The sequence below is a fragment of the Vibrio sp. 11-4(1) genome, assembly GCF_013048625.1.
Taxonomy (GTDB): Bacteria; Pseudomonadota; Gammaproteobacteria; order Enterobacterales; family Vibrionaceae; genus Vibrio; species Vibrio diabolicus.
In genome coordinates, this window is sequence record NZ_VHSY01000008.1 from 81,362 (window position 1) to 98,269 (window position 16,908).

The following is a 16,908-nucleotide window of genomic DNA, read 5'->3' on the forward strand; positions in this document are numbered from 1 at the left end:
ATTAAAACTCTCGACGAGCACACTTCAGTTCTGCAGAACATACCACTTCGCCGTCAACTTTTGCCACACCGCTAAATGCAGCAATGCCGCGACGTTCTTTCAGAAATTCTACCTCAATAACCAATTGGTCGCCCGGAACCACTGGTTTACGGAATTTCGCGCCGTCTACGCTTGCAAAGTAGTACAGTTCATTTTCTGTTGGTGCACCAAATGATTTAAATGCAAGTAAGCCTGTTGCCTGAGCCATTGCTTCTAAAATCAAAACACCTGGGAATACTGGTAGTTGAGGAAAGTGACCTGTGAACTGAGGTTCGTTAACCGACACGTTTTTAATCGCGTGAAGGTACTTCTCTTCTTGGAAGTCTATCACTCGGTCGATCAATAAGAATGGGTAGCGATGAGGTAGTAGCTCTTGAATTTCAGAGATGTTCATCGTTTTCTTTTCAGTAGTCAAAGTCGTCTTCCTATATCAATTTTTTGCCGCCAAGATGGCAAACGTGGCAACAGGTCGTAAAGCCGAATCGCTTTGCAATATACTAGCAAAATACGCACCATCTTGGAGTTAAATCTACTTAGAGCGCGTCATTATAGAAGAAAAAGACCCGCATTTCGCGAGTCTTCGTACAGAATATGGAACTAGAGCCTGTTAGCTTTCACGTTAAATACAGAGCGAAAGATAACTTGTTCTAAATTTCTTCTTTCTGTTCCAGCTGTTTTTCAACCGCTTTCAGGCGCTTATTCATCTCATCAATACGGTGAACTCGAGTTGCAGTTTTACGCCACTCTCTGTTCGTTTGTAGTGGAATACCTGATGAGTAAAGGCCTTTTTCTTCGATACTGCGCATTACCATGCCCATACCTGTAATCGCCACACCATCTGCGATAGTGATATGGCCATTCAGAACAGACGCGCCGCCAATCTGGCAGTACTTACCAATTTTTGTACTGCCCGCGACAATAGTACCACCAGGCATCACGGTACCATATCCGATCTGCACGTTGTGCGCGATTTGAAGTTGGTTATCCAGAATGACATTGTCTTCAATGATAGTATCTTCGAGTGCACCGCGGTCAATCGTAGTACAAGCACCAATCTCAACGCGGTTACCGATACGCACTGAACCAAGCTGAGGAATTTTAATCCACTCGCCTTTGTCATTCGCATAACCGAAGCCATCAGAGCCAATGACGGTGCCCGATTGAACAAGACAGTCATCACCCAATGACACTTCATGATAGATAGTGACATTAGCCCAAAGCTTGGTGTTATTCCCTAGCTTGGCGTTCTTACCGATAAAACAACCAGCGCCAACGCTTACGTTGTCGCCGAGTTCCACGCCCGTTTCAATCACGGCGTTAGCGCCGATTGTAACGTTCTCACCCATCTTAACGTCAGCGGCAATCACAGCACTTGGTGCAATATCGTCTGCCGGTTTTGGTGTGGTATCCATCGCTTGGACCACACGAGCAAATGCGACATAAGGGTCCGAAACCACTAGCGCGTTTCCAACGCATTGCTCTTTATGCTCAGCCTTTACCATAACAACGGTAGCTTGGCACTCAGAAAGGTGTTTTGCGTATTTTGGGTTAGACAAGAAGGTTACATCACCTTCTTGTGCTTTATCCATTGGGGCAACACGGCTTACAACGAGAGACTCGTCACCAAACAGCTCACCCCCGGTAATTGTCGCCAATTCGGCTAATGTTAATGTCTTCATAACTTCTTATTTTAGAGCTTTAATTACGTCTTCAGAGATATTGTATTCTGGCTTGCCGTACTGTAAAGCAGAGATATCAATCACAAGATCGTAACCATTTTTGTCTGCGACTTTCTTAACTGCATCTTGAATCGTTTTGAAAAGCTTCGCTTTTTCTTCAGCTTCACGACGCGCACTTGCTTTTTCAAGTGCTTGTGCTTTCACTTTGTACTCGCTGTCTAGCTTCGCGATATCGATACGTAGCTTTTCAACTTCGTCTTGACCCAAAAGCTCGCCGTCACGTTGTAGCTTCTCAATCTTTGTTTTAGCTTGTGCTTGGATTGACTTCAGTTCATCAGCTTTGCTTTTGAAGTCTTTCTGCATTTTTTGTAGTACAACTTCACGTTGAGGAAGAGCTTGAAAAACTTGAGCTGTATTTACGTAAGCAATTTTCTGTGCAGCTTCTGCCGCATTTGCAAACATTGAAGAGCTCAGTACAAGAAGGCCAATCCCAGCCGCTTTGATCATTTTATTCAAAATATTTTCCTCTTTAGAAAGTTCTACCGATAGTGAATGTGAAGAACTCTTCATCATCGCCATCAAATTTCTTAATTGGTTTCGCTAGTGAGAATACTAGTGGCCCCATTGGAGACATCCACTGCAACGCCGCACCGTAAGAAGAGCGGTAGTTGGTTGGATCTGAGTAATCGTAGTAGTAACGGTCACCATATTCCGCACCTGAATCGCGGTAGTCAAACTCCGTATCCCAAACACTTGCCATATCAAAGAAGATACTGGTACGAATTTGGTTTTGTACTTCTTCTGATGCAAATGGTGTTGGGACAATCAACTCAACACTTGCTAGCGCTACGGCGTTACCACCAACAGAGTCATCTGTTGCTGTATCTGCGCCATTGTTTGAACCAGATGTATCACGGTAAACCGCTTTAGGACCAACAGAGTTTGAGCCAAAGCCACGAAGCGATGTAAAGCCACCTGCGTAGTAGTTTTCGTAGAATGGGAACAAGTTATCGTTACCATCTGTTTGACCGTAACCATTACCGTAACCTAAGCGGCCACGGAACAAGAGGGTAAACTCGTGCTTTTTAGTCAATGGCACATACTGACGAACATCGTACTGCATTTTGAAGTATTGAACGTCAGAGCCAGGTACGGTCATTTTATAGAATGCACGCTGATGGTTACCTGCCGTAGGGAAGTAGCCACGGTTTAAGTTATTACGTGTCCAAGAGATATTGAAATCGAAGTCGTTCGTGTTCAACGCTCCACTAGAATCAATGTTGTCTGCTTGTGCTCGTAAGAACTGCTCTACCTGCAAGTAAGGCGATAAGTTACCGATCTTGTTGTGCGTATAACCGACACCGAATTCAAAACGGTTCAGCTCATCGAATGGGAAGCCCCACGTTAAGCTCGCACCATAGCTTTCGTTGGTATAGTCAACGATATTAGCTTCTTTCGCTTCAAATTCGTTGTAGAAGACCTTACCACCTAAGCTAACACCGTCTAAGTTCCAGTACGGGTCTCGGTAATCTAGACTGATGTTTTTCTGGTAGTCATTCATCATCGCGTTGATACCAACACGGTTACCGCTACCAATAAAGTTATCTTGTTGCAGGCCAACCTGGAAGCTCACACCCGATTCTGTACCGTAGCCAACACCGAAGTTAACGCTACCAGAGTTCGCTTCTTTGACAGAGTAAACTAGGTCAACTTGATCATCACTACCAGGAACTCGAACCGTCTGTACTTCAACATTTTCAAAGTAGCCCAAACGGTTTAGACGAGTTTTACCCGTTTCAATCGATTTCGAGTTTAACCAACTGCCTTCCATCTGACGCATTTCACGACGAAGGACTTCATCTTTGGTTGAGTTGTTACCCGTGAAGCGGATATCACGAACGTAAATTCGGTTACCTGGATCGACGTTAACGACCAAAGATACTTCTTGATTCTCATCGTCAAACTCAGGAATGGTATTCACTTGAGGATAAGCGTAGCCGGACTCACCAAGCACACGTTTAATACCCTCTTCCATTGAAGTGACCAACGAGCCGTTGTACGTCTCATTGTCTTCAAATGGTACAAGTCGTTCGAACGTCGCTTCCTCACCAATCAAATCACCACGGAACTTTACGTCCTTGACGGTATAAACCTCTCCCTCTTCTAAGCCAAGAGTAATGTATACCCCTTTCTTGTCAGGAGAGATTGCAACTTGTGTCGAATCAACGTTAAATTTTAAGTAACCGCGGTCCAGATAGAATGATTTGAGCGCTTCAATATCACCTGCAAGCACTTGTTTTTGGTACTTTTCGTCAGACAGGAAATTCCACCACGGCACATCAACATTCAAGTTAAAACGAGAAAGAAGGTCCTCATCGCTGAAAACTTCATTGCCGATAAAATTGATTTGCTGAATTTTTGCCGACACGCCTTCAGTAAAGACAAACTTTAGGTCAGAACGATTACGTGGCAGTGGAGTCACCACCGCTTTTACTGTGGCGTTGTATTTACCTACGCTGTAATAAAAGTCTTCTAAGCCTTTTTCAATGTTGCTTAGCGTGGTGCGGTCAAGCGCTTCACCTTCACGAACGCCAGATGCGTTCAGGTTTTCCTGTAGCTGCTCGTCCTTGATTGCTTTGTTACCAGAAAATGAGATGCTGGCAATAGTAGGACGCTCTTTGACTTGAACCATCAGAACGCCGCCGTCACGTAACACTTTCACATCTTCAAAGTTACCAGATGCATACAGTGCACGGATAATCTCTGCAACATCGCCTTGGCCAATGGTATCACCGACACGTACAGGCATTTTCAACAACGCAGCACCCAGTGCTACACGCTGCAATCCATCGATTTCAATATCTTGAACTACGAAGTTCTCTGCTCCATTTGCAGATACACTGGTCGCCAGTAAACTTGCAAATAGAATTCGCTTAATCGCCATACTTGTTCTAATTATTCCTTGCTACTGCTTTTGTCTCTGAACTATCACAGACGAGTAAAATCATTAAATAGCGCTAACGCCATGAGCGAGAAGATGATCGCACCACCAATTCTAAAGCCCATTTCCTGCACTCTCTCAGGAACGGGACGTCGAATGACTGCTTCAATTGCAAAAAACAACAAATGACCGCCATCCAACATTGGTAAAGGAACGAGATTAATAATACCTAGGTTAACACTAATTAGAGCGAGAAAACCTAAAAAGTAGACCAAGCCATAATCAGCCGTCGCACCTGCGCCTTTGGCTATTGATATTGGACCACTCAGATTATTCAGACCAACGTCACCAACAATCAGTTTCTTAAGCATGCTGATTGTCAAGCCAATGACTTGGCCGGTTTTGTCTACCGCCTTACCTACTGACTCGAATACACCAAACTGAAGGTCGAAGCGATAACTTTCTGGCCATTCTGCGACTTTAGGTGCAATACCTGCAAAACCAACGACTTCTTTGTTAGCTAGCTCACGGCTACCAGGCGTCAGCGTTAATGTTTGCTCATAGCCCTGACGCAATACCGTTAATTCAATCGGTGTATCAGGATTAGAGCGAACCGCTTCAACAACCTGCTTCCACTCCGTGACGCGTTGTTCACCAATAGCGACAATCTCATCACCTGGAAGCACACCTGCTTTTTCCGCCGCTCCACCTTGCGAAACCTGTTCGATAACGCGATACACCTCCGGTGTATACGGCGCAAAACCTAAGGACTGCATCGCAGACTGAGTTTCAGGGTCGAACTCCCATTCGCGCAGATCGAGCGTTTTCGTTACTTCTGAACCAACTTCATTCGCTGACGTCAGTGTTACTGTCATCAAATCATCGCCAATATGAGAAATCAATCCCATATTTACCGATTCCCAATCCGGAGTTTTGATACCAGATATCGATTTAAGTTCCATTCCTGATTCAATTCCGGCTTCTGCGACGATCGAATTGGGCGTAACTTCACCAATTACTGGCTTAACTGCTGGGATACCAATAAGAAATACGAGCCAATAGGCGAAAATTGCGAAAAGGAAGTTAAAGATAGGGCCTGCCGCAACAATAGAGGTTCGCTTCCATAGCGGCTTCTTATCAAACGCTAAGTGCTTCTCATGTTCTGGCACCTCATCGACACGGCTATCAACCATTTTTACATAGCCGCCGAGAGGGATCATTGAGATGCTGTACTCCGTTCCGTCTTTGCCTACCTTACTCCAGATAGACTTGCCGAAACCGATTGAAAACTTTTCAACTTTCACGCCGCAACGGCGAGCAACCCAAAAGTGCCCAAACTCGTGCACAGCGACAAGAATGCCCAGTGCGACGATAAAAGAAATGAGATTCCACAATATACCAGTCATCAGCTACGCTCGCGTATGGTTTCTAGGGCAATAGTTCGTGCCATTCTATCTAGCTCTAACAAGCTTTCCAAGCTATTCGCATTCTCAGCTTTGCAGCTTGCATTGATTTTATTCAACACAGACTCATTGATGCGAGCGATATCCGTAAAACCTAGGCTGTTATTTAAAAATGCATCAACAGCGACTTCATTCGCTGCATTCAGTGCCGTTGTTGCATGTTGACCTTCATAACAAGCGTCAATTGCTAGTTTTAAACATGGGTAACGAGCAAAATCAGGTTGCAAAAACGTCAATTCGCCAATTTTCGTGAAGTCTAGTGGCTTAACCCCAGCTTCAACTCTTGATGGGTATGACATAGTCAGTGCAATAGGAGTCGCCATATCCGGCTCACCCATTTGTGCCAAAACCGAACCATCGCGGTATTGAACCATTGAATGAATAACAGACTGCGGATGAATAATAACCTTTAGCTGCTCGCGAGCCGCATTAAACAACCATTTAGCTTCGATATACTCCAAGCCTTTGTTCATCATCGTGGCTGAGTCAACGGAAATCTTTGGTCCCATCGACCAGTTCGGATGGGCGATCGCCTGTTCAGGAGTCACCTTTTCCAGTTCTGCGATATCAGTGTAACGGAAAGGACCACCAGAACCAGTCAGCAAAATATGAGAAATGCCATGTTCTTGTAAATTACAACGACCTAAATTGGTTTGTACTTGCTGTGGTAAGCATTGGAAAATAGCATTGTGTTCACTATCGACGGGAAGTAGCTCCGCACCAAACTCTTCTACGGCATCAATAAATAACTGGCCTGACATGACCAGTGCTTCTTTATTTGCCAACAATACTCGCTTACCAGCTTTCACAGCAGCCATGGTAGGCAGTAGACCAGCCGCTCCGACAATAGCAGCCATCACACTGTCAACTTCGTCCAATGAAGCAATATGGCATAGAGCATCCACACCACCTAATACTTCGGTGTTTGGCGAAACCAAATGTAACTCAGATTGGAGTTGAATCGCTGCGGCTTTGTCCGCCATGACCGCGTATTTAGGTTGCCACTGACGACATAGCCCGATCATCTTTTCAACGTTGGTGCTTGCCGCTAAGGCAACGACAGAAAACAGCTCTGGGTTTTGTTCGACCACTTTAAGCGTGCTTGCACCAATGGATCCAGTAGCACCAAGAATCGTTAACTTTTGCATGTTGTAAGACCGTTAGAAAGCTCAGGAGCGACAATGCCGCTCCTGATAAATTAGAATACGTAGTAAAGAAGAGCAAAAACTGGGAATGCTGCGGTTAGGCTGTCAATACGATCGAGCACACCGCCATGTCCTGGGATAATGTTGCTGCTGTCTTTAATGCCTGAGACACGCTTGAACATACTTTCCACCAGATCGCCGAGCACTGATATAACAACAGTAACCAACGTAATCAACACCATATGGACAGGACTGGTGAACTGAATATCAAACCAATCAGCAAATGCCCACGCCACGATCAATGCCGTGATAATGCCGCCAATAAGCCCTTCAATGGTTTTATTCGGACTGACATGTGGCGCCATTTTACGTTTGCCTAAGCTTTTGCCTGCAAAGTAAGCACCGCTATCTGCAGCCCATACCAAGAAACAAACGTATAACACGAGCTTTGCTCCGTGGTATGGATCTACCGTAATGTCATGAGCTCTAAGAATAACTACACTCCAAAGGAATGGAATTAATGTCAGAAAACCAAACACATGGCGTAAAACAAAATTATTTTGCCAAGATTTCGTCGTTTTGGGATAAGTAATCGCCATTAAGCTAGCAATAATCCACCAAACAAAACCAAGGCCCAGCACAACATAATGAGGCGTTGCTAAATGGTTGAGGCTATGTGCGTCAGGCGAAATATATAGAAAACTAAGTCCGGTAACAATGACTGCCGGAACGAGGGCAGCAAAGCGAGAGTTGCTTCCTGTAAATTGAGTCCACTCCCAAAAACCTAATAGGGTAATTGCAGTTAAAGCGGCAATAAAGCCCATTAGGGGTAATTTAAAAATGCCTAAAATAACCAGGGGAGCTAAGATTAGTGCTGTTATTATTCTCTGTTTCAAACTAACTAGTCCTTATTGAGCTGCCATCAATGCCTTTATTTGTTCACCTGTACAGCCAAAACGACGTTCTCGATTGATAAACCAAGTTACAGCTTCAACTAAGCTGTCTTCGTCGAATTCCGGCCAATACTCGGGTGTAAAGTACATTTCTGCATAAGCCATTTGCCACAACATAAAGTTGCTGATGCGACACTCTCCACTGGTACGAATCAAAAGATCTACTTCAGGTAAGTCTGCCATGGTCAAATGCTCAGTGATTAGCTGCTCATTGATATCCTCTACACGAATCTCACCGTTACGTGCTTTTAACGCTAACGTTTTGGCCGCTTCTGTGATGTCCCACTTACCGCCATAATTGGCTGCAATGTTTATCACCATCCCCGTGTTACCTGCCGTTAGATTTTCAGCTTCTACAATCTTCTTTTGTAGACGCTCACTAAATCGACTGGTATCACCGATCACGCGCAACCGTAAATTATTTTTGTGTAGTTTTTTTACTTCACTAGACAGGACCGTGATAAACAGTTCCATCAAAAGACCCACTTCTTCCTCCGGACGACGCCAGTTTTCACTACTAAAAGCAAATAGCGTCATGGCTTTAATGCCAAGCTTTGAAGCAGCAGCCACGGTCTTACGAACGGCATTAACGCCTTTTTTGTGACCAAATACGCGAGGTTTTCCTTTGGACTTAGCCCAACGGCCATTACCGTCCATAATGATGGCAATATGCTTAGGAAGGGAATCAGAGAAGGCTTGAGAATTTTGCATAGGGAGTTAATTGAGTTCCATCAGTTGGATAGACTAACATAAAAAAACGCTGAGCTGTGAGCACAGCGTTTTCCAACAGTGATGTGTGTGGGAGTATTAAACTTCCATCAACTCTTTTTCTTTTGCAGCAAGAACTTCATCGATCTTCTTAACTGCAACGTCAGTTAGTTTTTGAATTTCGTCTTGTGCTTTACGATCTTCATCTTCAGAGATTTCTTTATCTTTTAGAAGCGCTTTTAGATCGTTGTTTGCGTCACGACGGATGTTACGAACAGCAACACGACCACCTTCAGCTTCACCACGAACGATCTTAACTAGGTCTTTACGACGTTCTTCCGTTAGCGGTGGAAGTGGAACGCGGATGATAGTGCCAGCTGACATAGGGTTTAGACCAAGGTCAGACGTCATGATCGCTTTTTCTACTTTCGGCGTCAGCTCTTTATCGAAAACCGTGATTGCAAGTGTACGCGCATCTTCAGCAATAACGTTTGCTACTTGGTTTAGAGGTGTTGCTGCACCGTAGTATTCTACAGAAATACCAGATAGTAGGCTTGGGTGTGCACGACCTGTACGAATTTTAGAAAGGTTGTTCTTAAGCGCTTCAACGCTTTTATCCATGCGCTCTTGCGCGTCTTTTTTGATTTCGTTAATCACAGTTTCACCTTAAAAATGTCATCTTTCCTGAAGAAAGCCTAAAACGGTTGAGCAAAGCAAACGCCACCCTAACGCTTTGGGTGGCACCTTGGGACAAGCTTATTCGTTGATTAGCGTGCCTTCTGCTTCGCCCATAACCACGCGACGTAGTGCGCCTGGCTTGTTCATGTTAAATACGCGGATTGGCATTTTGTGGTCACGAGCTAGCGTAAACGCCGCCAAGTCCATCACTTTCAGCTCTTTATCCAGAACTTCTGCGTAAGATAGCTTATCATACAGCTCTGCGTCTGGGTTTGCTACAGGGTCAGCAGTAAATACACCATCAACTTTTGTCGCTTTTAGTACAACATCCGCTTCGATTTCAATACCACGTAGGCAAGCAGCAGAATCCGTTGTAAAGAACGGGTTACCCGTACCAGCAGAGAAGATGACAACACGGCCTTGGCGAAGCTCACGGATCGCATCAGCCCAATTATAGTCGTCACATACGCCTTTTAGAGGAATGGCAGACATAACGCGCGCATTCACGTATGCACGGTGAAGAGCATCGCGCATCGCTAGGCCATTCATTACTGTAGCAAGCATACCCATGTGGTCACCAACTACGCGGTTCATACCAGCTTCAGCAAGGCCTGCACCACGGAACAAGTTACCGCCACCGATAACTACACCAACCTGAACACCCAGTTCAACCAGTTCTTTAACTTCTTGTGCCATGCGATCAAGGACCGCAGGATCAATACCAAAACCGTCTTCACCTTGAAGAGCTTCACCACTCAGTTTTAATAGAATACGTTGATACGCTGGTTTAGGGTTCGTAGTCATGGAGTTTACCTTCCAAAGAGAGTTGTTGATTAACAGTCATGAATAGACACAAATTCAGTTATGGCTATTCATCACGGCTAATCGTTCACTGCTCATAAAAAGACCGCAGCCAAGGCTACGGTCTAATCTTTATACAGTCTCTAAGGATTAACCTTTTTGAGCTGCAGCAACTTCTTCAGCGAAGCTCATTTCTTCTTTCTTCTCGATACCTTCACCTACTTCTAGGCGAACGAATGTAGAAACTGAAGCGCCTTTTTCTTTCAGCATTTCACCTACAGTTTTCTTAGGTTCCATGATGAAAGCTTGACCTGTTAGAGAGATCTCGCCAGTGAATTTCTTCATGCGGCCAACAACCATCTTCTCAGCGATTTCAGCAGGCTTGCCTTCGTTCATTGCGATTTCAACTTGAACCGCTTTCTCTTTTTCTACTACGTCAGCTGGTACGTCTTCTGGGTTAACGAACTCAGGCTTAGAAGCAGCAACGTGCATTGCAACGTGCTTAAGAGTTTCTGCGTCGCCTTCACCAGCAACAACAACACCGATTTTCTCACCGTGACGGTAAGAAGCAATTGCAGTACCTTGAACGTATTCTACGCGACGGATAGTGATGTTTTCACCGATTTTAGCTACAAGAGCTACACGTGCGTCTTCGAATTGTGCTTGTAGCTCTTCAACAGTCGCTTTTGAAGCTAGAGCTGCAGCTGCAACTTCTTCTGCGAATGCAGTGAAGTTACCGTCTTTAGCAACGAAGTCAGTTTGGCAGTTAACTTCAAGAAGAACAGCAACGCCGTTTTCTTCTTTGATGATGATTGCGCCTTCAGCTGCAACGTTACCAGCTTTCTTAGCTGCTTTCGCTGCGCCAGATTTACGCATGTTTTCAATTGCTAGTTCGATGTCAGCGTTTGCTTCTACAAGCGCTTTCTTACATTCCATCATGCCAGCGCCAGTACGCTCGCGAAGTTCTTTAACTAGAGCAGCAGTTACAGTTGCCATTCTGTATTCCTCGTTTGATTCGAAATAAGGTAAAAAACAGGGGCCTAACATTGTCGGCCCCCATTGCTAACTATAACTTAGTTTATGCTACACAAAGGTTTCACATAGACCAAGTGTGACACAGAGCCGCTATTATTCAGCTTCTACGAAACCGTCTTTTTCAGCAACTGCAGCTACGTCTTTGTTACGACCTTCAGACACTGCTGAAGCAGCAGCGTTCAGGTATAGCTGTACAGCGCGGATCGCGTCGTCGTTACCTGGGATTACGTAGTCAACGCCGTCTGGGTTAGAGTTAGTATCTACCACAGCGTATACTGGAATACCTAGGTTGTTAGCTTCTTTAATTGCAATGTGTTCGTGATCAGCGTCGATTACGAATAGAGCGTCTGGTAGGCCGCCCATGTCTTTGATACCACCAAGAGATTTCTCTAGCTTCTCCATTTCGCGAGTACGCATTAGAGCTTCTTTCTTAGTTAGTTTGTCAAAAGTACCGTCTTGAGATTGAGTCTCTAGATCTTTTAGACGCTTGATAGACTGACGAACTGTTTTGTAGTTTGTAAGCATACCGCCTAACCAGCGGTTGTTTACGTAAAACTGGTTGCTTGCGATTGCAGCTTCTTTAACAGCTTCAGATGCAGCGCGCTTAGTACCTACGAATAGAACTTTACCTTTCTTCTCGCCAACTTTAGCTAGTTCAGCTAGAGCGTCGTTGAACATTGGTACAGTTTTTTCTAGGTTGATGATATGAACTTTGTTACGAGCGCCAAAGATGAATGGCTTCATTTTTGGGTTCCAGTAACGAGTCTGGTGACCGAAGTGAACACCAGCTTTTAGCATATCGCGCATTGATACAGTTGCCATTTTAAATTCCTCTATGGGGTTAGGCCTCCACATTCCCCATAACTCCGACCAAGCTTCTGCTCAGCACCCCGGAATATGTGACGGAATGTGTGTGATTTAAAGATAAAAGGTTATTCGGATGAAGCTTGCTTCGCCGCTTAGCTTTGCTAAACGAAGAGAACAGTCCTCTATTCCGGCGCGCTTTATACCATATTTTAGCTCACTGTGGCTAGTAAAAATTATTTCTTCACCGTGCCACTTTCTCCTATTTATAAGCAAAACTTTAAACATACGATCGAATTAAGAATGATGCATATTCCTATCTAACTTGGGTTAACGCCCCGATGTCTGATAGAATGCGGCCATTCGCACGTTTACGTGCTTAGGAATAAGTAGAGAAAGCCAATGTCAATCAAGATTAAAACTGCTGAAGAAATAGAACGCATGCGCATTGCGGGCAAGCTGGCCGCAGAGATTCTAGAAATGATCGAACCACACATCAAAGTTGGTGTGACGACAGAAGAGTTGAACAAAATCTGTCATGAGTACGCTCTAGAAAAAGGCGCATACTCTGCTCCGCTTGATTACCATGGTTTCCCTAAGTCGATTTGTACTTCAATCAACCATATCGTATGCCACGGTATTCCAGCAGAAAAAGACGAAATCGGTAGCAACGGTCAAATGAAGCCAGCGGTACTAAAAGATGGCGACATCTTAAACGTTGATATTACCGTAATCGTTCCAAATGACGAAAATGCGGATCTGAGCGTGCGTCCTCAAGGTTACCATGGTGACACTTCTAAGATGTTCCTAGTCGGTGATGTTTCACCTGCAAACAAACGTCTATGCATGGTTGCTCAAGAAGCACTGTATGTTGGTATGCGTACCGTAAAGCCAGGTTCAACGGTTGGTGACATCGGCACAGCTATCGAGAAGTACATCAAAGAGAACAACAAGAACAATCCTCGCAACAAGTTTTCTATTGTGAAAGACTTCTGTGGCCACGGTATCGGCGATGAGTTCCATGAAGAACCACAAGTGGTTCATTACAAGAACAAAGACCGCCGCGTACTAAAAGAAGGCATGTGCTTTACTATTGAGCCGATGATTAACGCAGGTAAATTTGGTTGCTCTGTTGACGCTCAAGACGATTGGACCGTTTACACAGGCGACGGCAAGAACTCTGCGCAATGGGAACATACCATTGTTGTAACAAAAGAAGGTTGTGAAGTACTGACGCTTCGTAGCGACGATACGATTCCTCGCCTAATGAAAAACGCGTAAAGCTGACGACCACTCGTTGTTTACTATATCCCTGCTTCAGCGGGGATATTTTTTATCTGCCACAAATTTGTTAGATTGTAACTAGATTAGCTTGCACGGATGGCAAATATGACACTTCAGTCCCCTCTTACCTTTTCCGATGAACAAATCAATATCGGAGAACTAAAACAAGAGTTAGAGAAATTTAGCTCCGATCAAAGCCAAGAGTTTCTCAATCATCATCCGGTAACAAGCTTGGTTTTAGCCAGGGCAGAATACATGGATCTGCTTCTGAATCGTTTGTGGCAACATTTTGGCTTCAAAGATATTTACAACATTTCCCTAGTTGCCGTGGGTGGCTATGGGCGTGGCGAGCTACATCCGCTCTCCGATATCGATATTTTGATTCTGTCGAACAATAAGCTGCCGACCGCGCTAGAAGCAAAAATCAGCGAATTCATTACGCTGTTGTGGGATTTAAAACTCGAGGTCGGACACGCTGTTCGCACCGTTAACGAATGTGCGGAAATTGGTAAAGCCGATCTGACCGTCGCGACAAACCTTCAAGAAGCGCGTCTACTGTGTGGCAGCGAGGATACCTTTCAGGCACTGAAGAAAGTCGTATTATCAGACTCCTTTTGGCCAAGTGAAACGTTTTACCGCGCGAAAATTCAAGAGCAGCGCGAACGCCATGCCCGTTACCACGATACGACCTACAACTTAGAACCAGACATTAAGTCGACCCCTGGCGGGCTGCGCGATATTCATACATTAAGCTGGGTCGCACGACGTCACTTTGGTGCCACGTCATTGCTGGAAATGAGCCGATACGGATTTTTAACTGACGCAGAATACCGAGAATTGGTTGAATGTCAGGACTTCCTTTGGCGAGTGCGTTTCGCTCTGCACATGGAGCTTCGCCGCTATGACAACCGCTTGACCTTTGCCCATCAAGCACAAGTTGCGGAAAACCTAGGCTACGTCGGTGAAGGCAACCGAGGCGTAGAAATGATGATGAAAGAGTTCTATCGCACACTTCGTCGTGTGGCAGAGCTTAATAAAATGCTACTCAAACTTTTTGATCAAGCGATCATTAATGGTGGTGCGACAGAAAGTGCCGAGATTCTCGATGCCGACTTCCAACGTCGTGGCTCTTTGATTGAAGCGCGGAAACCCGCATTGTTTCAAGCTCGCCCAGAAACTATTCTGGATATGTTCTTACATATCGCGAACGACTCAACCATTGAAGGGGTGAGCCCACCAACACTACGTCAGCTGCGCACCGCGCGCCGTCGACTCAACAAATTTTTGCACACCATTCCTGCTGCGCGTGAAAAGTTCATGGCGTTATGTCGTCACCCTAATGCTCTGCATAAAGCATTCAGCCTAATGCACCGATTAGGGGTTATGGCGGCCTATTTACCGCAATGGAGCCAAATTGTTGGTCAAATGCAGTTTGACTTATTCCACGCCTACACGGTTGATGAGCACAGTATTCGCTTACTGAAACACATTAATACCTTTAGTGACCCAGACAATCATGCGAAACACCCTATTTGTTGTGACGTCTACCCACGGATGCAAAAGAAAGAACTGCTGATTATTGCCGCTATTTTCCACGATATCGGTAAAGGACGTGGCGGCGATCACTCTGTTATAGGCGAAGGTGAGGCTTACGACTTCTGTATTGAGCATGGCTTATCAAAGCCCGAGGCCAAACTTGTCGCTTGGTTGGTAAGGCATCATCTATTAATGTCCGTCACCGCACAGCGCCGAGACATTTATGATCCCGATGTGATTACCGAATTTGCCAAAAAAGTCAGAGACGAAGAATCTCTCGATTATCTTGTGTGCCTGACAGTTGCAGATATTTGTGCAACCAACCCAGAACTTTGGAATGCTTGGAAACGAACCTTACTGGCAGAGCTGTATTACTCCACACAACGTGCTTTACGTAGAGGGTTAGAGAATCCTGTCGATGTGCGTGAGCGAATTCGCCACAATCAACAAATGGCCTCCGCAATGCTACGCAAAGAGGGCTTTGCCGCGCGCGAAATTGAAGTATTGTGGCAGCGCTTTAAAGCTGACTATTTCCTTCGTCATACCCATACGCAAATCGCGTGGCACTGCGAACACTTACTTCGCATGGAAGATCCAACTAAGCCTTTGGTCTTGATCAGCAAAAAAGCCACTCGCGGCGGCACTGAGGTGTTTGTATACACGAAAGATCAGCCCGCCTTATTTGCGACGGTCGTGGCGGAGTTAGATAGGCGTAATTTTAATGTACACGACGCGCAAATCATGACCAGCAAAGATGGGCATGTGATTGATACCTTTATGGTTCTAGATCAACATGGAGAAGCGATTGATGAGTCTCGTCACGCCGCGGTGATTAAGCACCTCACCCATGTACTGGAGGCGGGCCGACCAACCAAGATTAAAACGCGCCGTACTCCGAACAAACTTCAGCACTTTAACGTGAAAACCAAAGTCGACTTCTTACCAACCAAAGGTAAAAAGCACACTTTAATGGAGTTTGTCGCGCTAGACACACCAGGGCTGTTGGCCAAAGTAGGCCGTACGTTTGCTGATTTAAATATCAACCTTCATGGTGCAAAAATCACCACCATTGGTGAGCGAGCAGAAGACTTGTTTATTTTAACCAGTGATGCAGGGGGAAGATTAAGTGAAGAACAGCAAGATGAGCTAAGAGAGAGATTGATCGAAAAGTTATCTGATGAGGTCGCTGCTTAGATCAAACCTGCCAATCTTTTCGGTTCAGGGCGAGAGCGATCTTGCCCACAAGTTAAGCATTTTGGCTAAATATCAGCTATCTAGCTCATACATAGGCTGCTACAGTTATATCAATATCAATTCGATGTAATAGAGGTAGCCTATGTATCCCCACCTCACTGGTTTGGGTATTCACGACCCTAAGCAGATTGAACGTTATTCCCTACGCCAAGAAGCACACAAAGACGTGCTCAAGATCTATTTCCACAAGCAAAAAGGCGAGCTGTTCGCCAAAAGCGTTAAATTCAAATACCCGCGCCAAATCAAAAATGTTCTTGTGGACAGTGGCAGTCACAAATATAAAGAAGTAACGGAAATCAACCGTAACCTCACATTGGTCATTGATGAACTGAATAAAATCACTAAGCCAACGAAACAACCTGAGGTTGATGTCAAAGAGAAAATTCTCTCAGACCTTCGTCATTTAGAAAAAGTTGTTTCGAGCAAGATCGCAGAGATCGAAGCAGATCTCGAAAAACTAAAGTAAAACGTTAAGTCTTAAATATTAAAACGGAACCCCCAGCCTAGCTGGGGGTTTTCTCTATACAAAAAAGGGTTAGCATTGATGCTAACCCTTTTTATTTGTACTCAATCATTATCTAGATCTAA

General features: G+C 44.9%; 15 protein-coding genes. 3 read left to right on the plus strand and 12 right to left on the minus strand.

Annotated elements, in window-relative coordinates:
• Nucleotide 1: 1 nt before the first annotated feature.
• The 12 genes from fabZ to rpsB form a co-directional block, all read right to left on the minus strand.
• Nucleotides 2-454, minus strand: a complete 453-nt coding sequence (gene fabZ / locus FKN16_RS17165; RefSeq protein WP_005380349.1) for a 3-hydroxyacyl-ACP dehydratase FabZ — start codon at nt 452-454, stop codon at nt 2-4.
• Between the two features lie 232 nt (nt 455-686).
• Nucleotides 687-1,718 (minus strand): UDP-3-O-(3-hydroxymyristoyl)glucosamine N-acyltransferase, encoded by a 1,032-nt coding sequence (lpxD, locus tag FKN16_RS17170; RefSeq protein ID WP_065645509.1) that lies wholly within the window; start codon nt 1,716-1,718, stop codon nt 687-689.
• 6 nt (nt 1,719-1,724) lie between these two features.
• Entirely contained in the window at nt 1,725-2,234 is a 510-nt protein-coding gene (locus tag FKN16_RS17175; RefSeq protein WP_005391804.1) for an OmpH family outer membrane protein, read from the minus strand.
• Between the two features lie 13 nt (nt 2,235-2,247).
• Nucleotides 2,248-4,662, minus strand: coding sequence for an outer membrane protein assembly factor BamA (gene bamA / locus FKN16_RS17180; RefSeq protein WP_006741664.1), 2,415 nt, complete (start codon nt 4,660-4,662; stop codon nt 2,248-2,250).
• A gap of 44 nt (nt 4,663-4,706) precedes the next feature.
• Nucleotides 4,707-6,065 carry a sigma E protease regulator RseP gene (rseP, locus tag FKN16_RS17185; RefSeq protein ID WP_124008424.1) on the minus strand — a complete coding sequence of 453 codons (1,359 nt, stop codon included), beginning with the start codon at nt 6,063-6,065 and terminating at the stop codon, nt 4,707-4,709.
• Entirely contained in the window at nt 6,065-7,270 is a 1,206-nt protein-coding gene (gene ispC, locus FKN16_RS17190) for a 1-deoxy-D-xylulose-5-phosphate reductoisomerase (RefSeq protein WP_170903199.1), read from the minus strand. Before ispC ends, rseP begins: the two co-directional genes overlap by 1 nt.
• A 50-nt stretch (nt 7,271-7,320) precedes the next feature.
• The gene (locus tag FKN16_RS17195) at nt 7,321-8,163 is read right to left on the minus strand and encodes a phosphatidate cytidylyltransferase (RefSeq protein ID WP_046875500.1); all 843 of its coding nucleotides are present in this window, start codon (nt 8,161-8,163) and stop codon (nt 7,321-7,323) included.
• A 12-nt stretch (nt 8,164-8,175) separates the two neighbouring features.
• Complete coding sequence (locus FKN16_RS17200; protein ID WP_006741661.1) at nt 8,176-8,931, minus strand: isoprenyl transferase; 756 nt, start codon at nt 8,929-8,931, stop codon at nt 8,176-8,178.
• A gap of 96 nt (nt 8,932-9,027) precedes the next feature.
• Nucleotides 9,028-9,585 carry a ribosome recycling factor gene (frr, locus tag FKN16_RS17205; protein ID WP_005380330.1) on the minus strand — a complete coding sequence of 186 codons (558 nt, stop codon included), beginning with the start codon at nt 9,583-9,585 and terminating at the stop codon, nt 9,028-9,030.
• Between the two features lie 99 nt (nt 9,586-9,684).
• Nucleotides 9,685-10,410: a UMP kinase gene (gene pyrH, locus FKN16_RS17210; protein ID WP_005380329.1), complete on the minus strand. Its 726-nt coding sequence runs from the start codon at nt 10,408-10,410 to the stop codon at nt 9,685-9,687.
• 147 nt (nt 10,411-10,557) lie between these two features.
• Nucleotides 10,558-11,403: a translation elongation factor Ts gene (tsf, locus tag FKN16_RS17215; protein WP_012841502.1), complete on the minus strand. Its 846-nt coding sequence runs from the start codon at nt 11,401-11,403 to the stop codon at nt 10,558-10,560.
• Between the two features lie 132 nt (nt 11,404-11,535).
• Complete coding sequence (gene rpsB, locus FKN16_RS17220; RefSeq protein WP_012841501.1) at nt 11,536-12,264, minus strand: 30S ribosomal protein S2; 729 nt, start codon at nt 12,262-12,264, stop codon at nt 11,536-11,538.
• 384 nt (nt 12,265-12,648) lie between these two features.
• On the opposite strand from rpsB, the gene map reads away from it, so the two are divergent.
• From map to FKN16_RS17235, 3 genes are all read left to right on the plus strand, one after another.
• Entirely contained in the window at nt 12,649-13,527 is an 879-nt protein-coding gene (gene map, locus FKN16_RS17225; protein ID WP_005380326.1) for a type I methionyl aminopeptidase, read from the plus strand.
• Between the two features lie 108 nt (nt 13,528-13,635).
• The gene (gene glnD / locus FKN16_RS17230; protein ID WP_170903201.1) at nt 13,636-16,260 is read left to right on the plus strand and encodes a bifunctional uridylyltransferase/uridylyl-removing protein GlnD; all 2,625 of its coding nucleotides are present in this window, start codon (nt 13,636-13,638) and stop codon (nt 16,258-16,260) included.
• 142 nt (nt 16,261-16,402) lie between these two features.
• Nucleotides 16,403-16,786 carry a DUF3461 family protein gene (locus tag FKN16_RS17235; protein WP_005380322.1) on the plus strand — a complete coding sequence of 128 codons (384 nt, stop codon included), beginning with the start codon at nt 16,403-16,405 and terminating at the stop codon, nt 16,784-16,786.
• Nucleotides 16,787-16,908: the final 122 nt, after the last annotated feature.